The following is a 26,715-nucleotide window of genomic DNA, read 5'->3' as shown; positions in this document are numbered from 1 at the left end:
AAAATAGACTTAATAAAATGTGGCGATTTATTTTTTGCTTTGGACTAGCAATATCTAAAATCTACTCTTGCGCGCTTTGTATGGCATATATCCCAAATGTCGTTGTAAATGTGATAAGCATTGATTTTGATGAAACCTCTAAAGGTGGGAAAAAACCTAATGCCATAGTAGCTTTTGAATGGGAGTTTGAAAAAGAATTTAACCAAACGATGTTTCACACTTATGATAAAAACGCTAATGGAGTGATAGAGCCTAGCGAAATAACACAAATAAAGCAGTCTTTAACAAGCTATATCCTCCCTAGAGCGCAGCTTACAAAAGCACTTATCAAGCAAGGCGATAAGCTAGAGAGGGCGAAATTTACACTGCAAAGCGATGAAATGTTTATAAGAGATACACTTCTTATCTATCGCTACAAAATCAAGTTGCCCCTGCAAAATGCCAACACATTTAGCTTCCAAGTCAATGACAACGAGGGATTTTTTAATTTCACATTTTCACAGCACAAAAAAACATTTATGCTTAATGAAAGATTGTGGGCAAGCAACACCATTGATAATGTGATTATTTTTAGAGAGCAAGAAACAAAAGGGCTAGAATCTAAAAATCTAGATTCTAGCCAAAATCCAAATACGCAAAATCTAGCAAGCGATTTTGCCAAGCAATCACAACAAACATTTTGGCAAAACCTTAGAAGTGATTTGTGGCAAAAAATAGCAACACTAAATGCAAAAATCCTATCAAACATAAAATCCTATATATACGATGAGCAAGGCAAAACAAGCTTTTTTAGCATTCTTTTTCTTGTGGCGATAAGTTTTGGCTATGGTGTGTTTCACGCAGCTGCTCCCGGACACGCAAAGCTCCTTACAAGCTCATATTTTCTCTCTCACAAAAGCTCTTACTCAAAGGCTTTTAGTTTTGCTCTAAAAGTTGGGGTTGTGCATATTTTAAGCGCGTTTTTGCTAGTGGGGCTTGGGCTTTTTGTGCTAAAAGTTGTAGTTCAAAGCCTTGCAAATCAAGCAAATATCATCATTACGCAAGTTTCTAGCGTGATTATTGTGCTACTAGCTTGTATCTTGCTTGTTAGAAAAATGCGACACTCTAGCGCGTGTGAGTGCAAAACTTGCAATCTATCAAAAAGCGCAAGTAGCGACAAGTCAAATGAGCCAAAAAACCAAGCAAAACGATTTGACTTTGCTCAATGGAGCGCGATAATCGCAGCGGGGATTGTGCCTTGCCCTACGATGATAATCGTGCTATTGCTATGCTTTGAGGCAGGATTTTTTAGTGCGCTATTAAGCGCGATTTGTATTGCGCTTGGAATGAGTGCGGTGGTGTTTATCTCTGCGATTTTTGCGCATAAAGTCCGCTTGAGTGCGACTTCGCAGACTATCTCACGCGCATTAGAATACTTCGCGCTTATTTGTATGCTCTGTCTTGGAATCTTTATGTTTGCCAATGCTGGTGTGCTCTAATTTTTAGTGATTTTGTGGAGTTTATGGAGTATGTATGGAACTTTTTAGGATAGAAAATCTTAGCTTTGCTTATGGTGGCAATCGCACAAATCGCGTGAATTTCATAGATAATACAAAAGATTCCGCGCTTGATTTTACCGATTCTACGCAAAATCCCACACAAAATCACACGCAAAATCTCGTGCTAGAAAATATCAATCTTATCTATGATAGTGGCGAGTTTTTGGCTATCACGGGGGCAAATGGCGGTGGCAAATCCACGCTTATAAAGCTAATTTTAGGCATTTTGCGTCCCGCAAATCCGCACACTATCACGCGTTTCATCGCTACAAAGGATATAGGCTATGTCCCCCAAAGCACACAGGCAAATCCAAACTTCCCTATTCGCGTCTTAGAGTGCGTGCTAATGGGGCTTGTGGGGGAGAAAATCTTTGGCTTTTATAGCAAAAGCGATAAATTTCGTGCGCTTGAAGTGCTAGAAAAAGTCGGTGTGGCGAACCTTTGGGATAAGAAAATCGCTGATTTAAGCGGAGGGCAAAGGCAACGCGTTTTTATCGCTCGTGCGCTTATCGGGCGGTGCAAATTGCTGATTTTAGATGAGCCAAGTGCGAGTGTGGATAGGGAAAGCTCGGAGCAAATCTTTGAACTTTTAGAATCGCTGCACAAGAGTGGTGTGGGGATTATCACCATTTCGCACGATTTGGACTTGGTGGGGAAATATGCTAGCTTGATTATGTGTCTAAATCGCAGGATTATATCAATGAGTGCGGGTTTATGTGCGCAAAATATGTGTGATTCATTGTTGCAAAATCCTACACTAAAATCAAATGCGCAAAAATTACAAAAGCCGACAATCTCTCTAGAATCTAAAGTGCCAAAATCACAAAATCCCCATAATGCGCCAAAATCACGCCCACAAAATAATCCACCAAAGGATACAAATGCCTGAAATTCTATCATTTGCCTTTATGCAAAATGCGGTTTTGGGTGCGGTGCTAGTAAGTATCGCGTGTGGGATTATCGGCACTCTTGTGATGATAAATAGGCTCTTTTCGATGGCTGGAGGGATTACGCACGGGGCTTTTGGTGGTATCGGGCTTGGGTTTTACTTGGGACTTGGTGGTGCGCTTATGTTTGTCAGCACGGCGGGATTTGCGCTATTTTTGGCATTGCTCTTAGCGATTCTTAGCAAGTTCTATCCGCATAGAAGCGATAATATCATCGCCGTGATTTGGGCGTTTGGTATGGCTTTTGGAATCATTTTGGTGGATAAAAGCACAGATTTTGGCGGGGATTTGATGAGCTATTTATTTGGCAATATTTTGGCGATTGGCACAGAGGATTTGTGGATTATGGCGGTGTGTGATGTGATATTTGTGCTTAGCATAGTCGCGCTTTATCGGCAGTTTGAAGCCTTTAGCTTTGATAGCGAGTTTGCAAGGCTAAAGGGTGTGAAAACGGGGATTTTGCACTTTGTGCTTGTGTGTGAAATAGCTTTGTGCGTGGTGGTAGCTATGCGCGTGGTGGGGCTTATTTTAGTCCTTGCATTGCTTAGCATTCCTTGCTTTATCGCGGAGCGATTTGCTCGCACTTTAGGCGGGATTATGATTTTATCTTGTGCTTTAAGCGTGATTTTTTGTATCTGTGGCTTAAGTCTAAGCTATGTCTTTGATATGTCAAGTGGCGCAAGTATCATTATCGTGGCGTGTGTGGGCTTTGTGCTATCGCTAGTGAAGTAGCTAAACTCTTAATTTTCATTATACACACTATCAATGCTAGGACAAAATCAACACGCAAACCAACCTAAACTTACCAAAAGCCACCAAACAATCTCATAAATAACGCCCTACAAAAAAAATAATATGACTAAAAATGCGCAAAATATGCTGAAATATATCGCCAAATGGCTTCAATCTCACGCTTGCTTATGTGGCGATTCTTTTATATAGCTTTTTGCACCCTCTTTGGCAAACGCAGAATCTAGCACAGAATCTTTATCCTGCTTAGAGTCAAAGCCCATCTTAGAATCTATCAAAAGCACTTGCTCCTTTGGCTTTGTGAAGAAATACAAAAGACAAATCCCGATGATAAGCGCAAGCGAGGAAGCATACAAAATAGAGATTTTAGATAGCACGATAGCATCTTCGTGGTCATAAGCGAGATTTGCCACAAATATCGACATCGTAAAGCCAATCCCCGCTAAGCACCCTGTGGCAAATATCTGCCCAAATGACAAATCATTTGGCTTAGTGGCAACCCCTAGCTTCACACCAAGAAAAGAAAACACCAAAATCCCGATAGGTTTCCCCACCACCAGCCCCAAAATCGTGCCCAAAAATATGTGGTCTAAATCAAAATTTATACTAGAATCCACCCTTACGCCCGCATTTACAAACGCAAAAAACGGCACGACAAAATAAGAGCAAAGAGGGTGCAAAACCGTCTGAAGCTGCAATAGCGGGTTTTGCGCGGCGTGAGAATATTTGGCGATAGATTCTAGGATTTGCACGCGCTGGCTTTGCTCTTTTATGTTAAATGTCCGCTCGCTTTCTTTGGAGCTAAAAAACTTTTTAAAACTCTCCAAAGTCTGTCTAAATCCACTACTTTCATCGCTATGCGTCTCAAAAAAGTTTCGCCCGCTTTGTGTGATATGAGTGATTTTTTTTAGCTCCTCTCGCAAAGCCTGCAACGCCTTATCAGAGACATTTGAACGACCCGGGATACAAAAAGCAAGAAGCACAGCGGCTATGGTTGCGTGGATTCCGCTATTAAACACAGCTATCCAAAGTAACACACCAAGAAACAAATAGCTTGAGGTTTTGCGCGTATCTTGCTGATTGAAATACACAAGCACAGAGAGGATAATAAGCGCAATGATAAGCCAAGCAAAATCTAGCTGTTGCGTATAAAAAATGACGATGACAAATATCGCACCCAAATCATCAACCACCGCAAGCGTAACCAAAAACACCTTCAAACTTAGCGGGACACGCTTGCCTAGAAAAAGTATCGCACCAAGTGCAAATGCCGTATCCGTGCTCATCGCCACGCCAAATCCCACAGCTGATGGCGTGCCGTGATTAAAAAACAGATAGATTCCAATAGGCACGATGATTCCACCAAGTGCGGCTAGCATAGGAAAAATGACTTTTTTCACTCCTGCTAGCTCACCATAGAGAATCTCGCGCTTCATTTCTAAGCCAATCATTAAGAAAAAAAAGCTCATCGCCACATCATTTACGAAGTGCAAAATCGACATTCCAGCTTTGCCCTCGCCAAAAAACACTCCTAGCTTTAGCTCTTGGAATTCAAAATACTGCTCTGCAAATGCAGAATTTGCCACGCCCATAGCAAAAAGCACGCAGAAAAATAGCAAAACACCACTGAAAGATTCGTGGCTGATAAAGGTGTTTAGCCCTTTTTTTAGCCTATCTTTGACATTGATATTATGCCCACTGCCAAATCTATGCGAGCCTTTCACAGAGCTGCTAACCCTCGTAAAATATGGCAACTTCGGCTGTGTAGAATCAGCACTAAGACTTTCTTCAAACTCTTGCAAATCCTCAAAATCTTCAAATTCTTGCTCTAAGTCTTGGTGAAAATCCTTAGGAGTTTGTGATTCTTGCGAGCTAGCAAAATCACCCACAAAATCTTCTCTAAAATCATCTAAATCATACAATCCCTCCACTTCATCGGCACTTGATTTTTTCTTTTTTGTGGATTTTGCAGGTTTTGATAATTTTGATAGTTCGTCTTTAGGATTATTAGAATCAGCAGATTCCCCCCAAGATTGCTCTATATAAGCTTGCGCATTTGCAAAATCACTTGCCAAATCGCTAGGTTGCGTGCTTGATTTTTTAGATTTTTCACTTTTGATAGATTTTTTGGGCATTTTGCTACCTTTTAGTCGGCTTTTTGACTTGTGCGCATTATTGTCGTGTTTATCGTGCTTTTATGGGGTATTTTTGCGTAAATAAGCTAGGTAAAATTTATGAAATATAGTGGCGCAATACACGCGCAATTATAAGTGATTAAGGCTAATCTTTTGGCAGTTTTCGCGCTATTTTTAGTGTTTTGTGGCTTTTTTGGAGCTGTATTTGGCTTTGCTATGCTTTTTAAGCAAATTTTATGCAAGTTTTATTTGCGCATTAGGAAAAATACATTAACATTCGCTTCACATTTGCTAGATACTAAAAGCTATTCTCTTTTTGATACCAAAAATGAGAAAAACTAGAATCCAAAAAGCAAGGCAAAAAGCGCAAACCAAGCAAAATCTAAGCAAGATAACTAAGCAAAACAACAAGACAAAATAACTAAAGACAAAATCCAAAAGAGAGGTAACAAAATGGACTTTTTACGAGCGCATATTGATGCGATTATTTTTTGCGTGCTAGGGCTTATGAGCTTTTTTTCATTGTGGTTTAGCATTGAGAGGGTGCTGTATTTTTGGCGCGTAGATGTGCGAGTGTTTATAGATATTGACGCGCTTGAAGAATCGCTTACCAAAAACCTAACCACACTTTATATCATTTACTCAAATGCCCCTTATGTCGGGCTTTTGGGCACGGTGGTTGGGATTATGATAACTTTCTATGATATGGGGGTTAGCGGTGGAATCGATGCAAAAAGCATAATGGTAGGGCTATCCCTAGCACTAAAAGCCACTGCTCTAGGACTAGTAGTAGCTATCCCCACACTTATCGTGTATAACGCACTTTTGCGCCGTGTAGATGTGCTACTAAATCGCTACAAAGCATATAAAAAATCCTAGATTTTGCGATATTTTCACGCTTTTGTCTTGACTAACTATTTGACGCAACTAGAGCAAAATACACCTATCAAATAACCGCCCTTAGGAGAATCCTAGATGAAACTACACCGCCGAGATGGACTAAATGTTATCCCGCTTATTGATGTTATGCTTGTATTGCTTGCTATCGTGCTAAGTGTATCGACTTTTATCGCACAAGGGGCAATCCCTATCAATCTCCCCCAAGCTGATAAAGTCGAAAAAAAGCTTGATGACAAACGGCTAACTATCATAATAAGTGCTGATAATAAAATCTATGTCGATGATGAGGAAAAGGATTTTGACGCGATAAAGCAAATAATCAACCAAACCAAAGATGACAAAATGATAGAAGTCAAAAGCGACAAAGATGCGAAATTTGATAGCTTTGTGAGAATCATAGGCATACTAAAGGACAAAGGGCATGAAAATTTTTCTATCTCTGCGCAAGCAGATTAAAACGCCTGCATTTATAGGGTTTGCTAGCTCGGTGATATTTCACTTGGGGCTTGTAGCGGGGATTTTGGGCGTATTTGATAGAAGTGAAAACCTGCAAGAAATAGGACTAGCCCAAATCACAATGAGCCTAGCAAGTATCAACACAAATGCCAATCAAAAAGCCTACTCCACCCCTACCAAGCCCCGACACAAACGACACCATAAACATCACAAAAAGCACCACAAACACCACAAAAGCAAGCACCCAATCCCACTAGAAGAGCTACAAGAGCAAAGCCAAGAAAATCCTAGCCAAGAAATAAATAGCAAAGAAATCCCAACCGAGCTAGAATCTAAATCCACTTCAAACCAAGATTCTCAAGGCTCTACTTATGAATCCCTAGCTTTCAATGAGGGGATAAGCGATGAATTCTACCAAAAAGTCCAAGCCGAAATCCGCAAAAAACACCACTACCCTAGACTAGCCCAAATCCGCGAAATGCAAGGCAGTGTGTGGGTGGATTTTATCTTAGAGCCAAACGGAGAGATAAAAAACCTCAAAGTCTACCGCTCCAACACAGGCGATATACTAAACACGCAAGCCCTAAAAAGCGTGCTAGAAGCGCACAAAAACTTCCCCAAACCCCAAAAAGTCGTCCGACTAAAAATCGAAGTAAACTATAATCTAGAGCAAAAATAGACAGCCAAATACCTAAAAATCCAAATGCTTTCAAATACCTTAAAAATAATGACGATATGCTTCCTTTAGCTTGTTATAATTTTTTGCTTATGTGATTTGCGCGTGGTTTTAGTCGTGCCTTAAGTGTGTAGTCTAATTTTGTGGGGAAAAAATGCGAAAGAAAAAATATTTTGCTCTTTTGCTTGCTATGTGTGTGGCAAAATCTAGTGCGCACTTTTGTGGTGAGCAAAAAAACGCCAAGAAAGATGAATATCAAGCCCTGCTAGATGAAGCACTTAAATGCACGGCTAAAAATCCAAATCAAAGTAATGTATGTGCTTGCGCAAATGATTCTAGTGCATTTGGGCTAGATAAAGCACAAAAAGATGACTTACAAGAATATTTGCCCAAAAAAGATTTAGACACAAAAGCACAGCAAAGTGATTCCACTTACAAGCAAAACGAAGTGATTCCATCTCCAAACACTCGGGCTAAACACACACTTTTGCTTATCTATGAAAACGACTCAAACTTTGACCCACACATTGACAAATACTACACTGCTGGCATTTCACTAAAGTTTTATTCCAAAGATTTACAAAAGCCTACAAACAAAGGATTTTATACATTTATGCACGCGATTTCCGCGCCCACATTTTTTCCCAAGGCACTTAGCAGATATTTGGGGGAAGAAGCTGATTTTGCTACTTCTTTTGGAGTGAGCCTATCTCAAGAAATGTATGCACCCAAAGATAGATTTTCAAACCCCCCTCCAAAAAGCGACCACCCTTATGGAGGATTTTTATATACAAGCATTATGCTTCAAAATCGCTTCAAGTATATCCTAGAGCAGTTTGAAGTAGCACTAGGCATAGTTGGCAAAGCAGCACTTGCTAAACAAGCCCAAGACACTATCCACGAAGCAAGAAATGTAAAAAAGCTAGCAGGCTGGGACACACAGCTACAAAACGAGGGCATTTTCAATCTTTACTATCGCGCCTCTTTTAGTATCCCACAAGTGTATGAAAAAAGCAAGCATATTGTTGATATTATGCCTCAAGTGAGTTTTGCAGCTGGCAATGCCAAATCCCACGCACAAGCAAACCTAATCGCACGGGTAGGCTACAACTTGTCTGCAAACTCTCTTATGCCTCATATAAATTCTGGCTTTGTAAGCACACTGCCAAATCGCTATGGCTTTAGCATAGAGGGTTATGTAGGCTTAGGTATTCGCGCTGTGGTGCGCAATATATTTTTACAAGGCAACTCCTTTTCACCGCGCAAGGATATTGAGATATACAATGGCGTAGGCGAATTTATCTTTGGTGTTAGCCTAAATTATAAGCGATTTTTTTTGTCATATAGTGCTATCACTCGCACAAAAGAGTTTGTAAGCCAAGATATGCCTACCACTTTTGGAAGCATTTTGCTTGGGGTTAGTTTTTAGATTTTGGGCTAGTATTTTTTGGTGTTAGGATTTGGAAGTGTTTTGCTAGCGATTCTCACAAAATTTCCAAACAAAAATGACAAAGCCATAGTCCCAACTACTTTGGATAGCAAGCTACCTTAGCACTTTTGGCTTAGTGATTTTATCTGTATCTATACTAAAAGTCAGCATTTGCTGTGTGGCTAGCTGCCTGCCAAATGTATAAAAAATAAGGCTTATTTGCGCACGCAAAAATTTATTTTTATAGAGGTAGTAAGCATTCACGCGATTAAATTCTTTTTGATACAAAGGCAACCCCTCATAAAGCTGCTCGCCATATTGCCCAAAATATCTCATCTGTGGCTTGCCAAAATAATAACTCTCCTCTATGCCAAATCCCTTATACTGCGCCTTAAACCCTGCTTCATATCCCGCACCGATATAAAAAGGCTCATTGCCACTTAGTCTGCGTTTGCGCTCTATTTGCCCAAGTGCGCTAAATCCTATTTGCGCTTTGTCTAAATACCTTTTAAAGCTAGGGACAAACCCCCTAAAATCCACCTCCACATAGCCATTATACAAAATCCTATCAAGCAAATGCACATCATTAGCTACACTCTCTCCCCTGCCTAGCACATCGCTATTTTTGAAGTGAAACACTAGCGTATCAAGCCCTAGATTTAGGCTATCAAAAAATGAAACTTCACTCCCAAAAAGCAAGAAAAATTCATCATCTCTTTTTGCTAGATTTCCACCAAACCAATCAAGCACAATCTCTGCCCTGCCCTTTATGTCGCGACCCTTTGGCGAGCTGTATTGTAGCAATGCGCCATTGCTCGCAGGGGAGAAAAACAAAAAATCATCTCTAAAAAAACTTCGCGGATAGGTTTTTAGTAATTTTTTGCGAGGAAATATCCCAAATGTCCCACCAAATGTGCCTATCTTATGCTCTCTCTCATAAGCATAGTAGGCATAAATCCCACCTCCTGCGTTAAAAACGCGCTTTTGCCCCATATCTTGCAAGCCATATCCACCAAGAAAGATTCTATGAAAATCAAAAATCCCAAGCCCAATCTCGCCACTTAGTCGCAAAGCATAGCGTGTGCGCGTATCCCACGAAAGCAACTTTGTGTTTTCGGTATTATCCAAAAGAAAGTCAAACCCCGCATTATAAAGCAGGCTTAAAATAGTTGGTTTTGCTAATGTGGTGTTTTGTGTGGTGCTAGAGGGGGGGGGGGAATAGCTTGTTTGTATTTGATTTTGTGTCAAATCTTGTGTTTTATTTTGTGATTCTAGGCTATCTTTTGTGTCTGTTTCATCACTCTTTGCTGATTCTACAAACGATTCTAGGCTTTTTTGACTATTTGCTTCATTGCTTGATTCTAGGTTTTGGCTAGAATCTTTAGAGATTTCTTGAAAGGATTCTTTTGTGGGGGTTGATATTTCTTGTGCTAGATTGGTTTGAGTGCAAAATACAAGTAGCACACATAATATTTTTAGGTATTTCATTGATGATTTCCGCTATCTACTCATAAGGCTTAAGATTCCCTCTTTGCAGGATTTACCTTGTAGTATCCCCACCACTTCATTTACGATAGGTGTGTAAATATCGTGCTTTTTTGCTATGCCTTGTATAGCATAAGCTGTGCGAACCCCCTCTGCGACTTCGCCTAGCTCGCATAGTATGCTATCTATATCTTTGCCTTGAGCTAGCCCCACACCCACGCGATAGTTGCGCGAAAGGGTAGAATTAGCACTCAAAAACAAATCCCCCGCCCCCTCTAGTCCCAAAAATGTCTTGCTCTCCCCGCCAAAATACCGCCCAAATCGCTCCATTTCAATAAGCCCTCGCGCTAGAAGTGCTGCTTTTGCATTGTGCCCTAGCTTTAGCTCATCACAGATTCCGCCCGCGATTGCAAGCACATTTTTATACGCGCCACTTACCTCTGCACCGATGACATCTCCTCCTGTGTAGGGCTTGATAAAGCTAGGGAAAAACTTAGCAAAATCCTTTGCCACCTCATCATTATATGCGTGTATAGCAAGCGCACAAGGCAGCTTAGCCCTCACTTCAGCAGCGAAACTAGGACCACTTAAAAACGCTAGATTTTCCTTAGGGATAAAATCTAGCGCGATTGTATGCACAAACGCTCCACTTCCCTCCTCTATGCCCTTTGAAGCAAAAAGATATTTCGTGCTTGGTTGCAAAAATTTACTCTGCAAGCTAAGCCACTTGCGCAAGTTTGGCGTGCTAATGGCGATGATGACAAAGTGTGATGATAGCGCACTAGCACAATCTACTTGGAGGATTTGGCAAGGTGTATCACTTGGCAAAGCAAGTGTGCGCCTTGAGGCGATATGCACATCTGTGCTATGGGATAGCGCATAAGCTAGCGCACTTCCCCACGCGCCACCACCGCATACACTCACTTGTGCGGGGGAATGTAGCGAAGTGTGTGCAATATCTTCTCGCGTATCTTTTTGGCAATCTTGCAAGTTAGATTTTGCGCTAGATTCTGCGGGGGTAGATTTTGTGGATTTTTTAGGTGGCATTTAAGTATCCTTAAGCAAAGTCCCAATGAAGTTGTAGCGTGTTTATCATTTGTGTTGTTTTGTCATTTTGGCAAAACTTTTAGTAAGGCTTTGGCAAAGCAAAGTCAAAATTGTAAAATGTTTGATTAAATGATATGCAAGAATCGCCACCAAACCTAAAAATATATACAAAAAAGAGGTTACAAACCTCTAAATATGCTTTTTATGCCTTTAGCTTAAAATCTTAGCCAAGCAAAATCGCAGAACTACCAAATCACAAAACTACCTAGAATTGCGCTCCCAAAATACTCCATCTTCATAGCCCTGAATCTTTGGATTAGATTTAGCATTTTCTAATCTCTGCTCTATCCAAGAGCAATACCTCTCCTCTATCTCTACCCCCACAAAATGTCTCTTTAGCTTTTTTGCCACCACGCTTGTGCTACCACTCCCTGCAAATGGGTCAAGCACTATATCGCCCTCATTTGATGAGGCTAGCACAATTTTAGCTAGTAGCTTTTCTGGCTTTTGAGTGGGGTGGGCTGTGTTTTCACTCATCGACCAAAAAGGGATAGTAATATCACCCCAAAAATTTGACGGGCAAGTATCACGATAGTTGCCGCTCTCACTTTGCACCCAATCTTTTGGCTTGCCGTTTTCTTTATAAGGGGCTAGGACTTTTTTGCGGATTTTTACAGATTCTAGATTAAAGGTATAGCTCTCTCCACAAGTGGCAAACCAAATATCCTCTAAGCCGTTTTTCCAATTAGTCGCCGCGCCGCGTCCTTTTTCTCTCTGCCAAGTGATACGATTTCTAAGGGTAAAAATCTCATCTAGCACATTGCCAATGATAAGACTACTACGCCAATCACAGCAGACATACACGCTAGCCGTGTCTTTTAGCAATGGCTTTATTGCTTCTAGCCATTGCCTTGTGTAGGACTCATATTCGCTATGCTTTTTTTTTGAAAATATTTTGCCGTTGAAAGATTTTGTGAGATTGTAAGGCGGGTCAGCGATAAGCAAATCCACACTTTTGCGTGGCAAAAATGGCGCAATGGTAAAAATATCGCCACAAATGGTAGAATCTAGGATTTGGCTTATGTCTTTTTGCGGTGTGGATACGCGCTTGGTGCGAGCAAAAAAGGCTTGTCCCTCTTCAAGTGTGGTGTTTATGGTTTTGTTTTTGGGGGATTTTTCTTGCATTGTGCGTATCCTTAAAAAGCAAATTTATAAAACAAATTGTGGCAAAGCATTATAAGCAAAATCACTTAAACAAGGTATCAAAATGCAAACAAAACGCAAAAAGTAGAGTAAAATTTTCTTTCTATTTTTGCAAAAATATTTAGAGATTTTGGGAGCGTGGTTTTGGTAGATTTAGAAAAGATACAAAAGAAATATGGCGAGTTTTATATATTTGGGAAATACCTATATTACAAGCCGATTTTAGATATTTGCTGTGATGAAAAATCACAAGCAAAAAATGCCTTTAGGCAAATAGAAAATGAGCTAAAAAAGCACAAAAATAGCTACTTTGTAGGATATGTAAGCTATGAGCTTGGAATCTTAGAATATTTAGAGTGCGGGATAGAAGCAAAAGATTCTAGTGGGGATTTTAGTAGGGATTGTCGTGTAAAATCTAGTGCGGATTCTAGCTTTTATCGTGCGGACTCTAGCCTACCCTTGCTTCACTTTCGACTTTTTGCCAAAAGAAAAAAGCTAGCAGAAATAAAAGCAAAATACCACAAAAATTCTTACGCCAAATTTCTGCCAACTATTACGCACTCTATCGACAAAGAGCGATATGCAAAGGACTTTAGCGCAATAAAAAATGAGCTAAAAAATGGTAACTCTTACCAAATCAACTACACCCAAGAAATGCGACTAAGCACTCATCTAAATGGCAAAGAAATATTTTTCTTACTTACTCCACGACAAAACACCAAGTATAAAGCATATTTGCACACGCCTTTTGTAGAGATTTGCTCATTTAGCCCAGAGCTATTTTTCGCCCTCAAACATCACAAAAAGGAGTGCAAAATCATAGTCGAGCCGATGAAAGGCACTATGCCTAGAAACGCTGATAAAATCAAAGATAAAGCAAACAAAAAAGCACTAGCTAAGGACAAAAAAAACATCGCTGAAAATATAATGATTGTGGATTTACTGCGAAATGATTTGCATAAAATCGCCAAAAATCTATCCTACAAACTCCTGCAAATAAAAACCTACAAAACACTTCATCAAATGACTTCAAAGATAAGCGCGACATTAGAAAAAAGCACAATTTTAGACATTCCAAAAACACACAAAAAATCTAAGCAAAAACGCTCAAAGCAAAATCTACTTTATAGTATCTTTCGCGCACTATTTCCCTGCGGAAGTATCAGTGGCGCACCCAAAAAATCAAGCACCCAAATCATAGAGAGGCTAGAAAAAAGAAAGCGGGAAATCTACTGCGGTGCGATAGGCGTGATAGGGCAAAAAGAAGCGACTTTTAGTGTAAGTATTCGCACGCTATTTGCGCTTCAATCCCAAAAAGAATGGCGATATGGTGTAGGAAGTGGCGTGGTGTGGGACTCTGTGTGTGATGAGGAAATTGCCGAACTAGAGCTAAAATCAAAATTTTTGGAAAATACAGAAAATTTCGCGCTTATAGAAACAATACTCATAAAACAAAATCGTGCTTTTTTGCTAGCTTCACATTTAGGCAGAATCACAAAAAGCGCAAAAGAGCTAGGGTTTGATACGGCAAATTTAGAGCGACTTTTTGGGCTAGAATCTTGTAATCAAAAACAAAGTGTGGAGCTAATAAAAAATGCGAGTAATTTTATAGATAAATTTATGGATTTTAGTCCTTGTGATTGCAAAAATGGGTGGGAAAACTTACCACCAAAAGTGCTAAAAACACTAGGACAAAAATGCAGAAATGCAGAAAATCAAAAGCAGATTTTGCGAGTTTTGCTATACAAAAACGGCAAAGTAAGGCTAGAGACTTTGCCTTTTAAGCCGATACAATCACGCACGATAAAAATCGCAAAAAACAAACTAGAATCTAGAAATGACGCACTATATCACAAAAGCACTTTGCGAGCGCATTTTACGCAAATTCCGAGCAAGCAAAACAAAGTCTTTGACTTCATCTATCTAAATGAGATGGGCGAAGTGTGCGAGGGTAGCAGAAGCAATGTAGCGATTTTGCAAAATAATGTGCTTTATACACCAAGCACAAAAAGTGGTTTGCTAAATGGTGTCTTGCGTGATAATTTCATAAACTCTAAAATACTGCACGAAAAATCTCTAACGCTAAAAGACATTCAAAACGCGCAAAAAATATTTTGCATAAATTCGGTGCGTGGAGTGCAAGAAGTGAGGCTTTTTTAAGATTTGCTTAGATTTTGGTGGATTTTGTTTTTGGTAGATTGATTCTGCGATTTTGCAAATCGCCTCGCAATGACGATTTGCTTGTCATATTGAGCGATAGCGAAATATCTCTATTTGATTTTGTAAAGATATTTCCGCCCTTAAGATGACAATATTTCCTATCATTGCGAGAATTTGGCTCGTAAAATTCGTAGCAATCTATTTGATTTTTTGATTCTCGCGCTTTATTGCACTGCGCACGCCAAAAAATACAAGTAGTTTTTTATCTCTCGCCCATAAACATTTCCACATACATAAAAAGCAAAAAAACCAAAATCCTAATCCTTACACAATGCTTCAAGTGCGTTTTGGATAGGGATTTTGCTACTTGGCTCGATAAGTCGCTCGCCCACTTCCTTGCCATTTTTATAAAAAATCAGCGTAGGGATTTTATAAATCTCTAGCTCCTCTTTTAGCTCTATATTGCTATCAAAATCTAGTAGCACAAAGCGCACGCTAGGATAGCGCGCTTCCAAATCCTCCATAATAGGCTTAATCCTCACACAATCAGGACACCAACTCGCACTCATCTCTATCACACAAAGTCCATCTGCGATTTTGCTAGCAAAATCTTGTTTTGTTGCTTTTATCATTGTTTTTTCCTTTTTTTGTAAATTTTTTATGTGCAAATTCTTTTAATTTTTATTTTTGCGCAAACTTTTCTCTTGCGCAAAAATTTTTATCGCACCTAAAAATTCTACCAAATGCTGATAATGATTTTGTAACTTTGTTATATTGCTATAAATCTTGCCCTGCTTTTAAGTCATAATCTTTAGATGAGGGCATTCATTGCGCGGGGAAATCTCCAAAGAATTAACATCGCTAAAATTCCCCGCTAGATATTCCTCTATGCCCGCTCTGCCTATCATCGCAGCATTATCAGAGCAAAACTCAAGTGGAGCTAGGATAAGATTTGCCCCATATCTCTCACAAATATCCAAAATCGCGCTTCGCAATGCTAGATTCGCACTTGCACCGCCTACGATTCCTAGCGTTTGCACAGGCTGATTTTGCTCCAGCTTTTGCACAAAATAGCGCGTGAGCTTATCGCAAATATGAGATATAGCAGCCTCTTGGAAAGAAGCACAGATATGAGCTATCTCACGCTCGCTAAGGATATTCTCTCTATCTAGCGTGCGAGCAGGACTTGAAGTATGGCTTGAAGCAAAATCCAAGCTAGATTTTGTTCTTGTGCTTGATTTTGTGTCGCTTGTTGCGCCACTAGCGTGAGAGTCCAAAAACGACTGGATAAGTAGCCTCGTAGCGTTTTTTAGCCCTGAAAAGCTAAAGGCTAGTTCTTTGCTAGATTTTAGTGGCAGAGGCAGTGGGGACAAATCGCACAAATCATCGCCTTGATTCAAGCTGTTTTTTGCATTTGCTTCTTTTGATTTTGCGATTTTTTCGTGTTTTTTGGCGTATTGCTCTATGATACTTCCCCCCGGATAGCCAAGATTTAGCATCTTTGCGACTTTGTCAAAGCACTCCCCGAAACTATCATCTTTGCTACTTGCCACTACGACAAATTCATCGGCACGATTTGCTTCCAAAATCTGTGTATGCCCACCTGATACAAGTAGCACACTCATCGGCATCGTAGCATAGCTTTTGCCTATAAAAAGCGAGTAGAAATGCCCGATTAAGTGATTTACGCTGATTATGGGGACATTTAGGCTAGCACATAGCGTTTTTGCCATCATTAGCCCTTGAAGCAGGCTTACAGATAGTCCGGGTTGCGTAGTGATAGCAATAGCCCTAATCGCACCAAATGGATTCTTACCACGCAAATCCTCGCACAAATCATTTTCGCACGAATCACTTTCGCGCGAAATTTCGCCCCCGCCTGATAAAAATGCTTTCATATCTGCTAGCACAAGTGGTAAAGACTCGCAATGTAGCCTTGAAGCAATCTCTGGGACTACGCCACCATAGAGATTATGCGCGCGTTCTTGGGAGATTTTGCGATGATAGATGAGGGCGTAAGTGTCTATGTCAGTTAGGGCTAGAGAGCTATCATCACAGCTACTCTCTATGCTTAGAATTAGATTTTTGCTAGCCTTGCTTGAAGCAGAATCTAAAGAATTTTGCGTAAGTTTTTGTGCCAAATCCTGTGGATTTTGTGAGATTTGTTGTGGATTTTGCTTTGCTTTATTTGTTTTTTTTGTAGGCATTTTTTATCGCTTTATTATGATTATTTGTGGTTGCTAGCCCAAAATTATATCAAAAACTTTTTAAGCCCCACACAACACAAGCATTAAATGAATCTCACAAAATGTAAATATTAGATATTTGATTAACTTTTTTGGCTAGAATCTAGCCCAATCTTTATGCCAAATCCGCGTAAGGAAATCTACTTTCACAAAGGACACACAATGTCAAACATTCCACACACAAAAACACTTGCAAATGCAAGAGGATTTTCTAGCTTACTAAGCAAGACACTGCTTTTTGGCTCTGTTATCGCGCTAAGTATGGGCATAGCAAATGCTGCTCCTTATGCGGTGGATAAAGCACACTCAAGCGTAGGCTTTAGCCTATCACATATGGTAATTAGTGAAGTCAAAGGCGCGTTTAATGAGTTTGATGGAAGCATTGATTTTGACCCTGCCAAAAAAACTCTAACTGCACTAAAAGGCGAGATAAACACCAAAAGTGTAGATACAAACAACAAAGGGCGTGATGAGCATCTAAGAAAGCCAGATTTTTTTGATGTCAAAAAATTCCCAAAAGCTACACTTGAGATGAAATCTATAAAGGGCAAAAAACTTACCGCAGATATAACAATCCGTGGGATAACAAAGCCTGTCGTCTTTGACTATGAGGTAAAAGGACCTGTGGAAAATGAGCACAGCAAAAAACAAATGATTGCTATCAAGCTAGAGGGCAAACTAAACAGAAAAGACTTTGAAGTGGGCAAAGACACCTCTAATGCAAGTGTCGGCGAAGAAGTCAAAGTAAGTATCCAAATCGAAGCTCAAGCACAATAGTGGCTTTTATAGTAGCTTTATGATTTTGCTTACTTAGGTTTCACTTTAGAGTTTTTTTTATAATTTTGCAGAATCTAGTTTGGCTAGATTCTGCTTGTTTTATCTTTATTTATCGTTATTGGCTTTGGTTCTCCCCTACAATCTCACGCGCTCATACAAAGATTCTCCACGCAAAAATCTGCCTAAAAACACAAACATTCTCCATAAAACGCCTTGTATGCCTACAAAATCTTAATAAAATACATTTTACTAAAGTTATTATTGCTTTATTTATTTGCATTGGTTAGAATCCAGCCTATCTCTAAATACTCCCAAGAGACAACAATACTAAAAGGATGGACAATGACACACTTCCTATCTCACAGCGACTTTTGCAGTGGCTTTTGCAATCGTTTGTATAACGGCTTGCAAACTTACCTTACCCACCTCAAATGCGTAGCAAAACCTTACCTAAGCGTAGCTATCGTATTTGGCTCACTTCTCACGCTAGGTGCTTCTTTTGTCGAAGCAAAACCATACAAAATCGATAAGGCGCGCTCAAATCTTGAATTTCAAGCAGTGTATATGCTGATAAACAAGACAAAAGGGAATTTTAGCACTTATAATGGCAATGTGGATTTTGATGAAAAATCAAGGACACTAAAAGTGCTAAATGGCGAAATGGAAATGAAATCTATTGATACCAAAAATCAAAAACGCGATGACCATTTACGCCAAGATTTTCTAAATGTCGAAAAATTCCCCACAGGTAAATTTGTGATGAAATCTGTCAAAGGGCACAAGCTAACTGCAGATTTGACACTTCGTGGCGTTACAAAATCTGTCGTGTTTGACTATGAGCTAAATGGACCCGTAGAAGACCCGATGAAGCAAAAAAAGTTCATCAACATTGAGCTAAAAGGCAAGGTTAATCGCAAGGATTTCGGCATAGAAAGCGATAGCACCTTTGAAGCAACGCTCAAAGATGAAATCGAAATATATATCGAAATCGGCGCACACGAAAGCCACGACTAAGCCTACCAAACTTTAAAACCTTTGCTAGAATCTGCATTTAGTTGTTTTTATGACTAAATGGCGATTATGCAGCATTTAAGCGCGTAAAGATTCTAGCAAAATCTTTGACTATCCACATATCTGCTATTTCTTAACTTTTTGTTGCTTTTTTGTGCATTTTTTAAGTGCAAAAATTTTTCTCACAAAATCACGGATTAAAAAATAAAGATTTCGCCTATTTATCGCAATTTTTCGCCCAATTTTTCGCATACATTACACAATTTTTGTTATAATGCCCCAAATTTTAGGCGTGGGATAGGATTTGCAAATGATTGAGTGGATGCAAAAACATCGTAAATGGCTTGTTGTAACAATTTGGATAAGTGCTATTGCATTCATCGGTGCTGGCGGCGTTATGTGGGGGACTGCGGACTACTCACTTGGCGCGGATTCTGTGGCAAAGGTGGGCAAAATCTCTATTAGCAAAAGCGAATTTTCGACAACTTATCAGCAGGCTTTCCAAATGGAGCTACAAAAAAGAGGCGGGAACTTCGATGAAGCCCAAGCCCAAAGTATCAATCTGCAAGGGCAAGTCCTAGAAAACCTCATATCAAATGCCCTTATCCGCAACTATGCCCTAGAGCTAGGACTTCGCATAAGCGATGAGGAAGTGATGAATGTCATCAAAAGCATTGAGTTTTTCCACAAAGACGGCGAGTTTTCACTAGAATCTTATGATAACTATCTCTCCCAAGAGCGCGTAAGCAAAAGAGAATTTGAAGAGCAAGTGCGCAATGACTTGCTATCTCAAAAAATCTTTGTCCTGCTATTTCCAAATCTCCCCCAAAATCAATTTGAAGTCCCAAATATCGCCACCCCACTAGAAAAGCAAACATTGTTTTTCGCACTAGAGGGCATAGCTGATAATGTCGAGCTAGAAGTTATCCCAGCAAGTAGCGTATCTGTAAGCGTAGATGAAACAAGCCTAAAAAAATACTACGAACAAAACGCGCAAAACTACCAAACCGCCCCAAGCTATGAAGTCCTAGCTATTACCACAAAATCTGCCAAGCAGCCCTACACCGACAAAGATTTGCAAGACTTCTATGCCAAAAACTATATCGCAAATGGCGAGAATATGAGCGATGAGATAAAGCCACAAGTCATAAGTGCCTACCAAAAGCAACAGGCAAAGAGTGAAGCACTAAAATCCACCGCCCATCTAAAAAAGGCAAACAAAGATTCTGTGATAGATAATGCCCAAAAACTAGTTATTTCAGAGGATTCGGGCGAATATAGCGAGGAAGTTTTAAACGCCCTAAAATCAAACGGTGTAGGCACTACTATCAAACCCATTGAGCTAGGAGATGACTTCATCACGCTAAAGATTCTTGCCAAAAATCCCCCAAAGACAAAGCCTTATGATGAAGTGCGCTCACAAATTTCCAAAGAATACAAAGCAAAAGAGCTAAACCAAAAGCTAACAAACCTCGCACAAAGCAGGCTTAGCACATTTAAGGGTAGGAATGTCCCTGTGAGATTTTCTATCACCGAGCTAAATCAAAATCAAAATTTCAGCATAGCAGGATTTGATTTTTACACTTCTATGGCGTTGTTGCAAGCGATTTATCAAGCCAAGCAAAATCCAAGCTACGCTATCATCGGGGAAAATGCGTTTTTGTTCCGCATTGCTAGCCAAAAGGTATTGCCTTTTAGCGATTCTCAAGCCATAGATATAATCGCAAGCGATAGAAAAATTGATTCCGTGTTAAATCTCGTATCAGATTTTTTGCGAAGTAAATACACCATAAAGCGTTATATTTAGGGTAGGAGGACACATTGGGACGACATATATTAGGCATTGACATAGGCTCTAGCAAGATTTGCGCCGTCATAGCCGATGTCAAGGAGGACAACACCCCATATATCATCGGTATGGGTAATCAACGCTCGCAAGGTGTAAGAAAAGGGCTTATCGTAAATATTGAGCTAGCCAGCAAAGCGATAAAATCAGCCATAGACTATGCCAAAAGTCAAGCTGAAACAGATATGCTAAACAAAGCTATCGTGTCCGTTTCGGGCGCATACACTAGGAGCTTGCAAAGCTCTGGCGTGTATAACATAGAAGAGGGGGAAATCACCATAAAAGAGATTGGCAAAGCAATAGCAAACGCCGTGTATAACACTCCCCACCCCGGAATCCCACCAGATTTTGAGATTTTGCATGTCTTGCCCTATCGCTTCAAGCTCGATGGACAAGACTATATCCAAGACCCTATGGGTATGACAGGTAGTCGCTTAGAAGTGTTTGTCCATATCGTAATAGCACAAAAATCCAGCCTAGAAAATCTCAAAAAAACCATTCATCTAGCAGGTGTTGAGATAGAAAATCTTGTGCTTTCTAGCTATGCAGCTTCTATCAGCGTGCTAAGCGATGATGAAAAAGAGCTAGGTGTAGCCTGCATTGATATGGGTGGTAATACTTGTGAGATTATGGTGCACGAGGGCAATGCTATGCGGTTTAATAGCTACTTAGGCGTAGGCTCGCACAACATAACCACAGACTTAGCTATGGGGCTAAACACCAAGCCAGCCGCTGCTGAAGAAGTCAAAATCACTTATGGAAATCTCATATCCAATGAGGAGGATAGACGCATAGAAGTGCCATCTGTGGGTGCTGATGAGGGAGTGCACTTTGCCTCGCTTAACAAAGCTCAAGAAGTGATGAGACAGCGCGTAGTAGAGACTTTTGGCATACTAAGACAATACATCGAAAAAAGCGGACTTAGAGATAGTCTAGGAGCGGGCATAGTCCTAACAGGCGGAATGATACAACTAAATGGTATAAAAGACATTGCAAGCAAGTTGATTTTTCAAAAAATCCCAACACGCATTTCTAAGCCCATAGAGATGCCCGGTCTTTTTGATGAATTGCGCAATCCAGCGTATGCGGCGGTTCTTGGGCTTATATGGTATGGAGCGGGCAAATACACCAACTACGAAAAAGACTCTAAAGGAAATATCTGCTACAAAGAATCTAGGAGATTAGAAGAAGTCAATGAAATCCCCTCATTTCACCCGCAAGGTGGCTATGGTGCTTATGAGGGCGTGAGTATAAGAAGCACGGATTTAACGGACTTAAAGGAGGATTTACTTGAGGACAAAGAAAGGCGCACTATACAAGAACAATACCGAATGCAAAAAAAAGGTGGCTTTTGGGAAAAAACAAAAAGTCGCATAACAGATTTTGCAGATAAACTATTCTAAGAAAGGACACGCAATGGCAGACATAGACATCAAAGAAATCCAAGAAATCACTCCTCAGAATGGACCAAAAATCACCATAATCGGCGTAGGTGGTGGTGGCTCAAATATGGTTACAGATTTGTATAATCAAGGCGCACACGAAGACTTGAAAATCATCATAGCAAATACCGATGTGCAAGCCCTAAACGCCTCTTCTGTGCCACTAAAAATCCAGCTAGGTGCAAAAACCACTTCAGGGCTAGGTGCAGGCGCAGATGATGAAGTTGGCGAAAAAGCCGCACAAGAAAGCAGAGATGAGATTAGGAAAAGTTTGGAGGGCTCTGATATGGTTATCATCTGTGTAGGGCTTGGCGGTGGCACAGGCACAGGTGCAGCACCTGTGGTAGCCAAAATCGCAAAAGAGCTTGGCTCACTTACAGTTCTTATCGCTACTAAGCCATTTTTGCGTGAGAACAAACCTCGCCAAAGACGCGCAGAATCTGGGCTAGAATCCCTTAGCAAAATCTGTGATTCTTTCATAGTCGTGCCAAATCAAAAAATCCTCTCTGTCATCAGTAAAAACACAGGTGCAAAAGAGGCCTATACCCTCATAAACAAAGTCCTTATAAACGCTGCAAATGGACTATCTAGCGTAATCCTAAATAATGGCGCAGATGATATAAATGTGGATTTTGCCGACATAAAAAAGACTATAAGCGGGCAAGGACTAGCCCTTATGAGTATCGGCGAAGCAAGCGGGGATAATGCCTGCATAGACGCCGTGCGCAACGCGATAAACTCCCCCCTGCTTGACAACCTCTCCATAGCAAATGCCAAAGGTGCGATAGTCTGCTATGACATAAACCCAAACTATCCACTGCTAAACCTTGATGAAGCGACTCAATTCATAAGAGAAGCTATCAACAATGAGGAAGCAGAAGTGATTGAGGGCACACACTATGATGAGGGCAAGAAAGATGATTTTGTCCGCGTAACAATCATTGCCACAGGATTTTCAAAGCCCATAACCTCAAGCCTACATAACGAATCAACAACCGCCACAAATGCGACAAATTCTACAAAGGAAGCCACAACTACAAAAAAAGAACCGCAAAATGAATTTGATTTGAGTCAATTATTGCTTGTAAGCGGTGGCGACATAGAAGCAATAGATTTAGATAAGCCTACATTTATGAGGCATCAAAAAGACTAAGTGTAAAAAGCACGCAAGCACCTTTTTGCGCTTTAGCTCCTGCGCAGTAGTGCTTGCACCACCCTTAGAGTTGCTTCATAGTTGTGCAGTTTTTGCAATAGCATATTTGATTTTGCTTGTTTTTGGCTTACTTAGCTCATTTTCACAAATCTCGCACAAATATTACAAATTCTTGCCGAGATTTTATGGCATTTGACAAACAAAAAAGTGAGAAGAAATTTGCCATTTTATGCTTTTGTCCACATAGGATTCTTACCCCTTATAGCATTGAAAATATTGGCATTTCAAATCTTGTCAAATCTTGCCTACCCTTATCACGCTTACATTTTTAAGATATAATTCACTTTTTGGAAATTCGCCACAATAAATACGCAAGAAAAACACAAAAAACAATCACGCAAAACAAAATCTAAAAACGCTAAATCCAAAACCTCACAAAACACAAAATCTACTTAAAATCTAAAAAGGCTTTTTATGGATTTTTCTTATTTTTCTCATTTTTTTGATTCCTTTGATTCTGTGGAAAAGTCCTTGCAAATATCCGCAAGTGTATGCGCTCTTTTGGTGGGGATAATAGGACACGAGATTATGCACGGACTTGTGGCATATCATTATGGCGATGACACCGCTAAGCGTGAGGACAGACTATCGATAAACCCCATAAAGCACATAGATTTGCTCGGTAGTGTGATTTTACCCTCTATCTTGCTTTTTACAAACGCTCCATTTCTATTTGGCTGGGCAAAGCCCGTGCCTGTAAATATCCCCCTCATCATCGCTCATCGTGGATATGGCGCGGCTTGTGGTGTCGCCCTTGCAGGAGTTAGCTACAATCTAGCCCTAGCACTACTTGCTTCTTTGCTACTTTTTAGTGGAGCTTTTGATGAGATAGATGGGATTTTACTCCTAAGCATAGCATTTTTTCTCATCGCCACTATCAAATACAATGTCATACTATGCGTTTTCAACCTCCTACCAATCCCACCACTAGATGGCTCACAAGTGCTTCTTTTTGGTGCACTAAAGTTTAGGCTTATCGCACTTGCCAGATTTTTGCAAACAATCGCACCATTTGGTATGTTTATCATCATTGGCATATTATTTGTGCCTTATTTGGCAAATGTTATATTTTATCCTGCTAAAATTTTGCTTATGTTTCTACTTGGTGGCTGATAGCCAAAATGTTTAAAACGATTAGAGACGATAAAGCAAGATAAGGTAGTCAATGCAAGAGTGCACAATCTATATCGCTTCAGACCACGCAGGATTTGGACTAAAAGAGTTTATCAAAGACTACTTTAGCGCAAAAGGTGAAGTGCTTATTGACTTAGGCGTAGATAGTCCTAATCGCGCAGATTATGCAGATTTGGCACAAAAGCTGTGCAAAAAAATGCTAGAATGCGAGCAAGAAAATCAAAAAAAATATGGGATTTTGGTGTGTGGTAGCGGGATAGGTATGAGCATAAGCGCGAATCGCTTTGTAGGGATTCGCGCCGCACTTTGCACAAGCGCGTATATGGCGCATATCACGCGAGCGCACAATGACGCAAATGTGCTGTGTCTAGGTGCTAGACTAAGTGGGGAGGGTGAAGTAGAGTCGATTTTGGAAGCGTTTTTTACAAGCGAGTTTGAGGGAGGGAGGCACTCACAGCGCGTAGCCAAAATCGAGGATTTTGACAAATAAAAGCAACAAGCAAGCAAAGGAAGCAAAATGGATTTGGCAATTAAATGGTTTATCGGCACGGTGTTTGTGCTATTTGTGCTATATATGATTGCTAAGACTATGTTTTATAAATCCGTAGCCCAAAAAGAAGAGCGCAATGCCGCAGCGATGAAGCTAACCCTACAAGAAGCTGAAATCCTTATCCAAAAGCACCAGCTCCAGCTCCAGCGCGCACTAGGAAACATAGATATTTTGACCCAAGAGATGAACTCACTTCGCAACGAAATCAAATCCCTAAAGCACAGAAACTCCCAATATCGCGTAGAAACAGACAAATACAAAACCAAAATCAAAGACTTAGAAACCAAAATCGAAGCTCTTTTGTAGCCACTGCATAAGGAATCCGCAATGCCAAATACACACACCACCCAGACCCCCTTACTACAAGACTTGCAAGATAAGCTAAAATCTAGCTTGCGCTCTATCCCAGACTACCCCAAAAAAGGCATAATGTTCCGTGATATTACTACGATTTTGGGCAATGCAGAGTGCTTTAGGCAGCTTATTGATTTTTTGTGCGCTCGCTACAAAGATAGAGGGCTTACTCACATTGTCGGCATAGAATCTAGGGGCTTTGTATTTGGCAGTGCGCTAGCCTACGCGCTAGGGATTGGGTTTGTCCCTATCCGCAAAAAAGGCAAACTCCCTTGCAAAACCTACCAAAAAGACTACGCCCTAGAATACGGCACAGACACACTAGAAATCCACACCGATGCCTTTAAGGCATATCCTCCCACTAGCATTAGCGAATACAAATCAGCACTTGTGCTACTTGTAGATGATTTGCTAGCTACAGGTGGCACAGCAAACGCAAGCATACAGCTTGTAAAGCAAGCAGGTGGCGAAGTGATAGAATCCTGCTTTTTAATCGCGCTAAAAAGTGAATTTAGTCCTAAGCTAGAATCTCCTAGCTTTGTCCTGCTTGATTTATAGCCCGCAAAGCTAGAACAAAAATAATAAAGCCAAGCTCGCCATAGCCAAACACCAAACCACCAAACAGAAAGAATCCACGATGAATACCCTAGCCCAAAATCTCCTAAGCAAACTAAAATCACACACCAAAAGTATTGTCCTCTCGCTTATAGCACTAATCGCACTAGGAGTGCTACTTTTTTATGGGCAAAAAAGTGATTTTTCACTAGAAGAAGCAATCATTGAGATATGGGATACTTATGTGGAGAAGTGGGGGTATGTGATTTTGTTTTTTTGGAGTGTGCTAGAGGGCGAGCTAGGACTGATTTTTGCAGGGATTGCAGCGCACACAGGACATCTAAATGTCTTTTTGGCAATCTTTGTCGCAGGGCTTGGAGGCTTTGCAGGAGACCAAATCTATTTCTACATAGGACGATTTAACAAAGGCTATATCCAAAAGCAGCTCATCTCACAAAGGCGCAAGCTAGCCCTTGCCCACTTGCTATTGCAAAAATACGGGTGGAGTATCATTTTTATACAGCGATATATGTATGGTATGCGCACTATTATCCCTATCAGCATAGGCATCACGCGCTACAACGCACTAAAATTCGCGCTCATAAACCTGCTAAGTGCTTGGATATGGGCAGCTATCACTATTACCATAGCGTGGCTTTTGGGCGAGCAGATTTTGGAAATATTGCAAGTTTTTAAAAGCCACCCCTATATTTTTATATGTCTTGCAGGAGCGTTTTTGGGTGGTGTGCTGTGGTTTTTCAACTCCCGCACACGCAAAATCGACACTCAAATAGACAAACTCCAAAAGCAACTCCAAAGCAAAGACACAAAAAACGCAAAATCTTAGATTTTGCTAAAAAC

General features: G+C 40.4%; 24 protein-coding genes. 18 read left to right on the top strand and 6 right to left on the bottom strand.

The genetic code is table 11. From position 1 onward, the window contains the following. The first annotated feature begins 17 nt into the window (after positions 1–17). Genes HMPREF2086_RS02000 through HMPREF2086_RS01990 form a run of 3 tightly spaced genes read left to right on the top strand, consistent with a single transcriptional unit; the run spans position 18 to position 3,217 of the window. Positions 18–1,478: a nickel/cobalt transporter gene (locus HMPREF2086_RS02000; RefSeq protein ID WP_023927063.1), complete on the top strand. Its 1,461-nt coding sequence runs from the start codon at positions 18–20 to the stop codon at positions 1,476–1,478. Between the two features lie 34 nt (positions 1,479–1,512). Further along, a complete protein-coding gene (locus HMPREF2086_RS01995) occupies positions 1,513–2,427 on the top strand; it encodes a metal ABC transporter ATP-binding protein (RefSeq protein WP_023927062.1) in 915 nt (304 codons plus the stop codon). Then, on the top strand, positions 2,420–3,217 hold the full coding sequence (locus HMPREF2086_RS01990) for a metal ABC transporter permease (RefSeq protein ID WP_023927061.1): 798 nt from the start codon (positions 2,420–2,422) through the stop codon (positions 3,215–3,217). Before HMPREF2086_RS01995 ends, HMPREF2086_RS01990 begins: the two co-directional genes overlap by 8 nt. A gap of 176 nt (positions 3,218–3,393) precedes the next feature. On the opposite strand, the gene nhaA is transcribed toward HMPREF2086_RS01990, so the two are convergent. Continuing rightward, positions 3,394–5,370 (bottom strand): Na+/H+ antiporter NhaA, encoded by a 1,977-nt coding sequence (gene nhaA, locus HMPREF2086_RS01985; protein ID WP_023927060.1) that lies wholly within the window; start codon positions 5,368–5,370, stop codon positions 3,394–3,396. 453 nt (positions 5,371–5,823) lie between these two features. On the opposite strand from nhaA, the gene exbB reads away from it, so the two are divergent. The 4 genes from exbB to HMPREF2086_RS01960 all read left to right on the top strand — a co-directional run bounded on the left by exbB (position 5,824) and on the right by HMPREF2086_RS01960 (position 8,831). After that, positions 5,824–6,249 (top strand): TonB-system energizer ExbB, encoded by a 426-nt coding sequence (gene exbB / locus HMPREF2086_RS01975; RefSeq protein WP_023927059.1) that lies wholly within the window; start codon positions 5,824–5,826, stop codon positions 6,247–6,249. 96 nt (positions 6,250–6,345) lie between these two features. Further along, positions 6,346–6,726: a TonB system transport protein ExbD gene (gene exbD / locus HMPREF2086_RS01970; RefSeq protein ID WP_023927058.1), complete on the top strand. Its 381-nt coding sequence runs from the start codon at positions 6,346–6,348 to the stop codon at positions 6,724–6,726. Then, complete coding sequence (locus HMPREF2086_RS10590) at positions 6,692–7,405, top strand: energy transducer TonB (protein WP_023927057.1); 714 nt, start codon at positions 6,692–6,694, stop codon at positions 7,403–7,405. Before exbD ends, HMPREF2086_RS10590 begins: the two co-directional genes overlap by 35 nt. Positions 7,406–7,556: 151 nt before the next feature. Further along, positions 7,557–8,831: a lipid A deacylase LpxR family protein gene (locus tag HMPREF2086_RS01960; protein ID WP_034560252.1), complete on the top strand. Its 1,275-nt coding sequence runs from the start codon at positions 7,557–7,559 to the stop codon at positions 8,829–8,831. A gap of 114 nt (positions 8,832–8,945) precedes the next feature. Here the strand turns inward: HMPREF2086_RS01960 and HMPREF2086_RS01955 are convergent, their stop codons facing one another. From HMPREF2086_RS01955 to HMPREF2086_RS01945, 3 genes are all read right to left on the bottom strand, one after another. Continuing rightward, positions 8,946–10,319 (bottom strand): hypothetical protein, encoded by a 1,374-nt coding sequence (locus tag HMPREF2086_RS01955; RefSeq protein ID WP_023927055.1) that lies wholly within the window; start codon positions 10,317–10,319, stop codon positions 8,946–8,948. Between the two features lie 12 nt (positions 10,320–10,331). Beyond that, entirely contained in the window at positions 10,332–11,363 is a 1,032-nt protein-coding gene (locus tag HMPREF2086_RS01950) for an NAD(P)H-dependent glycerol-3-phosphate dehydrogenase (protein WP_023927053.1), read from the bottom strand. Between the two features lie 261 nt (positions 11,364–11,624). Continuing rightward, positions 11,625–12,548, bottom strand: coding sequence for a DNA-methyltransferase (locus HMPREF2086_RS01945; RefSeq protein WP_023927051.1), 924 nt, complete (start codon positions 12,546–12,548; stop codon positions 11,625–11,627). 162 nt (positions 12,549–12,710) lie between these two features. Here HMPREF2086_RS01945 and HMPREF2086_RS01940 point away from each other — a divergent pair, with 162 nt between their 5' ends. Continuing rightward, positions 12,711–14,726 carry a chorismate-binding protein gene (locus tag HMPREF2086_RS01940; RefSeq protein WP_023927049.1) on the top strand — a complete coding sequence of 672 codons (2,016 nt, stop codon included), beginning with the start codon at positions 12,711–12,713 and terminating at the stop codon, positions 14,724–14,726. A 317-nt stretch (positions 14,727–15,043) separates the two neighbouring features. Here the strand turns inward: HMPREF2086_RS01940 and HMPREF2086_RS01935 are convergent, their stop codons facing one another. Together HMPREF2086_RS01935 and tsaD are read right to left on the bottom strand one after the other, a co-directional pair. After that, positions 15,044–15,358: a thioredoxin family protein gene (locus HMPREF2086_RS01935; RefSeq protein WP_023927048.1), complete on the bottom strand. Its 315-nt coding sequence runs from the start codon at positions 15,356–15,358 to the stop codon at positions 15,044–15,046. Positions 15,359–15,523: 165 nt separating this feature from the next. After that, complete coding sequence (tsaD, locus tag HMPREF2086_RS01930) at positions 15,524–16,933, bottom strand: tRNA (adenosine(37)-N6)-threonylcarbamoyltransferase complex transferase subunit TsaD (protein WP_023927046.1); 1,410 nt, start codon at positions 16,931–16,933, stop codon at positions 15,524–15,526. Positions 16,934–17,134: 201 nt separating this feature from the next. Here tsaD and HMPREF2086_RS01925 point away from each other — a divergent pair, with 201 nt between their 5' ends. The 10 genes from HMPREF2086_RS01925 (at position 17,135) to HMPREF2086_RS01880 (ending at position 26,701) form a co-directional block, all read left to right on the top strand. After that, complete coding sequence (locus HMPREF2086_RS01925) at positions 17,135–17,749, top strand: YceI family protein (protein ID WP_023927044.1); 615 nt, start codon at positions 17,135–17,137, stop codon at positions 17,747–17,749. Positions 17,750–18,091: 342 nt separating this feature from the next. Continuing rightward, positions 18,092–18,763, top strand: a complete 672-nt coding sequence (locus HMPREF2086_RS01920; protein ID WP_023927042.1) for a YceI family protein — start codon at positions 18,092–18,094, stop codon at positions 18,761–18,763. A 307-nt stretch (positions 18,764–19,070) separates the two neighbouring features. Then, positions 19,071–20,567 carry a peptidylprolyl isomerase gene (locus HMPREF2086_RS01915; protein ID WP_023927040.1) on the top strand — a complete coding sequence of 499 codons (1,497 nt, stop codon included), beginning with the start codon at positions 19,071–19,073 and terminating at the stop codon, positions 20,565–20,567. A gap of 14 nt (positions 20,568–20,581) precedes the next feature. After that, entirely contained in the window at positions 20,582–22,009 is a 1,428-nt protein-coding gene (gene ftsA, locus HMPREF2086_RS01910) for a cell division protein FtsA (protein WP_023927038.1), read from the top strand. A 13-nt stretch (positions 22,010–22,022) separates the two neighbouring features. Beyond that, entirely contained in the window at positions 22,023–23,201 is a 1,179-nt protein-coding gene (ftsZ, locus tag HMPREF2086_RS01905) for a cell division protein FtsZ (protein WP_023927036.1), read from the top strand. A gap of 474 nt (positions 23,202–23,675) precedes the next feature. Next, positions 23,676–24,374, top strand: a complete 699-nt coding sequence (locus HMPREF2086_RS01900; protein ID WP_023927035.1) for a site-2 protease family protein — start codon at positions 23,676–23,678, stop codon at positions 24,372–24,374. 52 nt (positions 24,375–24,426) lie between these two features. After that, positions 24,427–24,885, top strand: a complete 459-nt coding sequence (gene rpiB, locus HMPREF2086_RS01895; protein ID WP_023927033.1) for a ribose 5-phosphate isomerase B — start codon at positions 24,427–24,429, stop codon at positions 24,883–24,885. Positions 24,886–24,912: 27 nt separating this feature from the next. Then, positions 24,913–25,251, top strand: a complete 339-nt coding sequence (locus HMPREF2086_RS01890; RefSeq protein WP_023927031.1) for a hypothetical protein — start codon at positions 24,913–24,915, stop codon at positions 25,249–25,251. A 21-nt stretch (positions 25,252–25,272) separates the two neighbouring features. Continuing rightward, positions 25,273–25,857: an adenine phosphoribosyltransferase gene (gene apt / locus HMPREF2086_RS01885; protein WP_023927030.1), complete on the top strand. Its 585-nt coding sequence runs from the start codon at positions 25,273–25,275 to the stop codon at positions 25,855–25,857. Positions 25,858–25,936: 79 nt separating this feature from the next. Beyond that, positions 25,937–26,701: a DedA family protein gene (locus HMPREF2086_RS01880; protein ID WP_023927028.1), complete on the top strand. Its 765-nt coding sequence runs from the start codon at positions 25,937–25,939 to the stop codon at positions 26,699–26,701. Positions 26,702–26,715 lie beyond the last annotated feature (14 nt).

Origin of the sequence: Helicobacter macacae MIT 99-5501 (assembly GCF_000507845.1) — a bacterium.
Classification (GTDB): Bacteria; Campylobacterota; Campylobacteria; order Campylobacterales; family Helicobacteraceae; genus Helicobacter_B; species Helicobacter_B macacae.
This window is presented reverse-complemented; position numbering and strand designations above follow the sequence as displayed.

Bases quoted from the DNA above. Each gene is read 5' to 3' on its own strand.
- HMPREF2086_RS02000 (WP_023927063.1), top strand. From the start codon at position 18: ATGTGGCGATTTATTTTTTGCTTTGGACTAGCAATATCTAAAATCTAC.
- HMPREF2086_RS01995 (WP_023927062.1), top strand. From the start codon at position 1,513: ATGGAACTTTTTAGGATAGAAAATCTTAGCTTTGCTTATGGTGGCAAT.
- HMPREF2086_RS01990 (WP_023927061.1), top strand. From the start codon at position 2,420: ATGCCTGAAATTCTATCATTTGCCTTTATGCAAAATGCGGTTTTGGGT.
- nhaA (WP_023927060.1), bottom strand. From the start codon at position 5,370: ATGCCCAAAAAATCTATCAAAAGTGAAAAATCTAAAAAATCAAGCACG.
- exbB (WP_023927059.1), top strand. From the start codon at position 5,824: ATGGACTTTTTACGAGCGCATATTGATGCGATTATTTTTTGCGTGCTA.
- exbD (WP_023927058.1), top strand. From the start codon at position 6,346: ATGAAACTACACCGCCGAGATGGACTAAATGTTATCCCGCTTATTGAT.
- HMPREF2086_RS10590 (WP_023927057.1), top strand. From the start codon at position 6,692: ATGAAAATTTTTCTATCTCTGCGCAAGCAGATTAAAACGCCTGCATTT.
- HMPREF2086_RS01960 (WP_034560252.1), top strand. From the start codon at position 7,557: ATGCGAAAGAAAAAATATTTTGCTCTTTTGCTTGCTATGTGTGTGGCA.
- HMPREF2086_RS01955 (WP_023927055.1), bottom strand. From the start codon at position 10,319: ATGAAATACCTAAAAATATTATGTGTGCTACTTGTATTTTGCACTCAA.
- HMPREF2086_RS01950 (WP_023927053.1), bottom strand. From the start codon at position 11,363: ATGCCACCTAAAAAATCCACAAAATCTACCCCCGCAGAATCTAGCGCA.
- HMPREF2086_RS01945 (WP_023927051.1), bottom strand. From the start codon at position 12,548: ATGCAAGAAAAATCCCCCAAAAACAAAACCATAAACACCACACTTGAA.
- HMPREF2086_RS01935 (WP_023927048.1), bottom strand. From the start codon at position 15,358: ATGATAAAAGCAACAAAACAAGATTTTGCTAGCAAAATCGCAGATGGA.
- tsaD (WP_023927046.1), bottom strand. From the start codon at position 16,933: ATGCCTACAAAAAAAACAAATAAAGCAAAGCAAAATCCACAACAAATC.
- HMPREF2086_RS01925 (WP_023927044.1), top strand. From the start codon at position 17,135: ATGTCAAACATTCCACACACAAAAACACTTGCAAATGCAAGAGGATTT.
- HMPREF2086_RS01920 (WP_023927042.1), top strand. From the start codon at position 18,092: ATGACACACTTCCTATCTCACAGCGACTTTTGCAGTGGCTTTTGCAAT.
- HMPREF2086_RS01915 (WP_023927040.1), top strand. From the start codon at position 19,071: ATGATTGAGTGGATGCAAAAACATCGTAAATGGCTTGTTGTAACAATT.
- ftsZ (WP_023927036.1), top strand. From the start codon at position 22,023: ATGGCAGACATAGACATCAAAGAAATCCAAGAAATCACTCCTCAGAAT.
- HMPREF2086_RS01900 (WP_023927035.1), top strand. From the start codon at position 23,676: ATGGATTTTTCTTATTTTTCTCATTTTTTTGATTCCTTTGATTCTGTG.
- rpiB (WP_023927033.1), top strand. From the start codon at position 24,427: ATGCAAGAGTGCACAATCTATATCGCTTCAGACCACGCAGGATTTGGA.
- HMPREF2086_RS01890 (WP_023927031.1), top strand. From the start codon at position 24,913: ATGGATTTGGCAATTAAATGGTTTATCGGCACGGTGTTTGTGCTATTT.
- apt (WP_023927030.1), top strand. From the start codon at position 25,273: ATGCCAAATACACACACCACCCAGACCCCCTTACTACAAGACTTGCAA.
- HMPREF2086_RS01880 (WP_023927028.1), top strand. From the start codon at position 25,937: ATGAATACCCTAGCCCAAAATCTCCTAAGCAAACTAAAATCACACACC.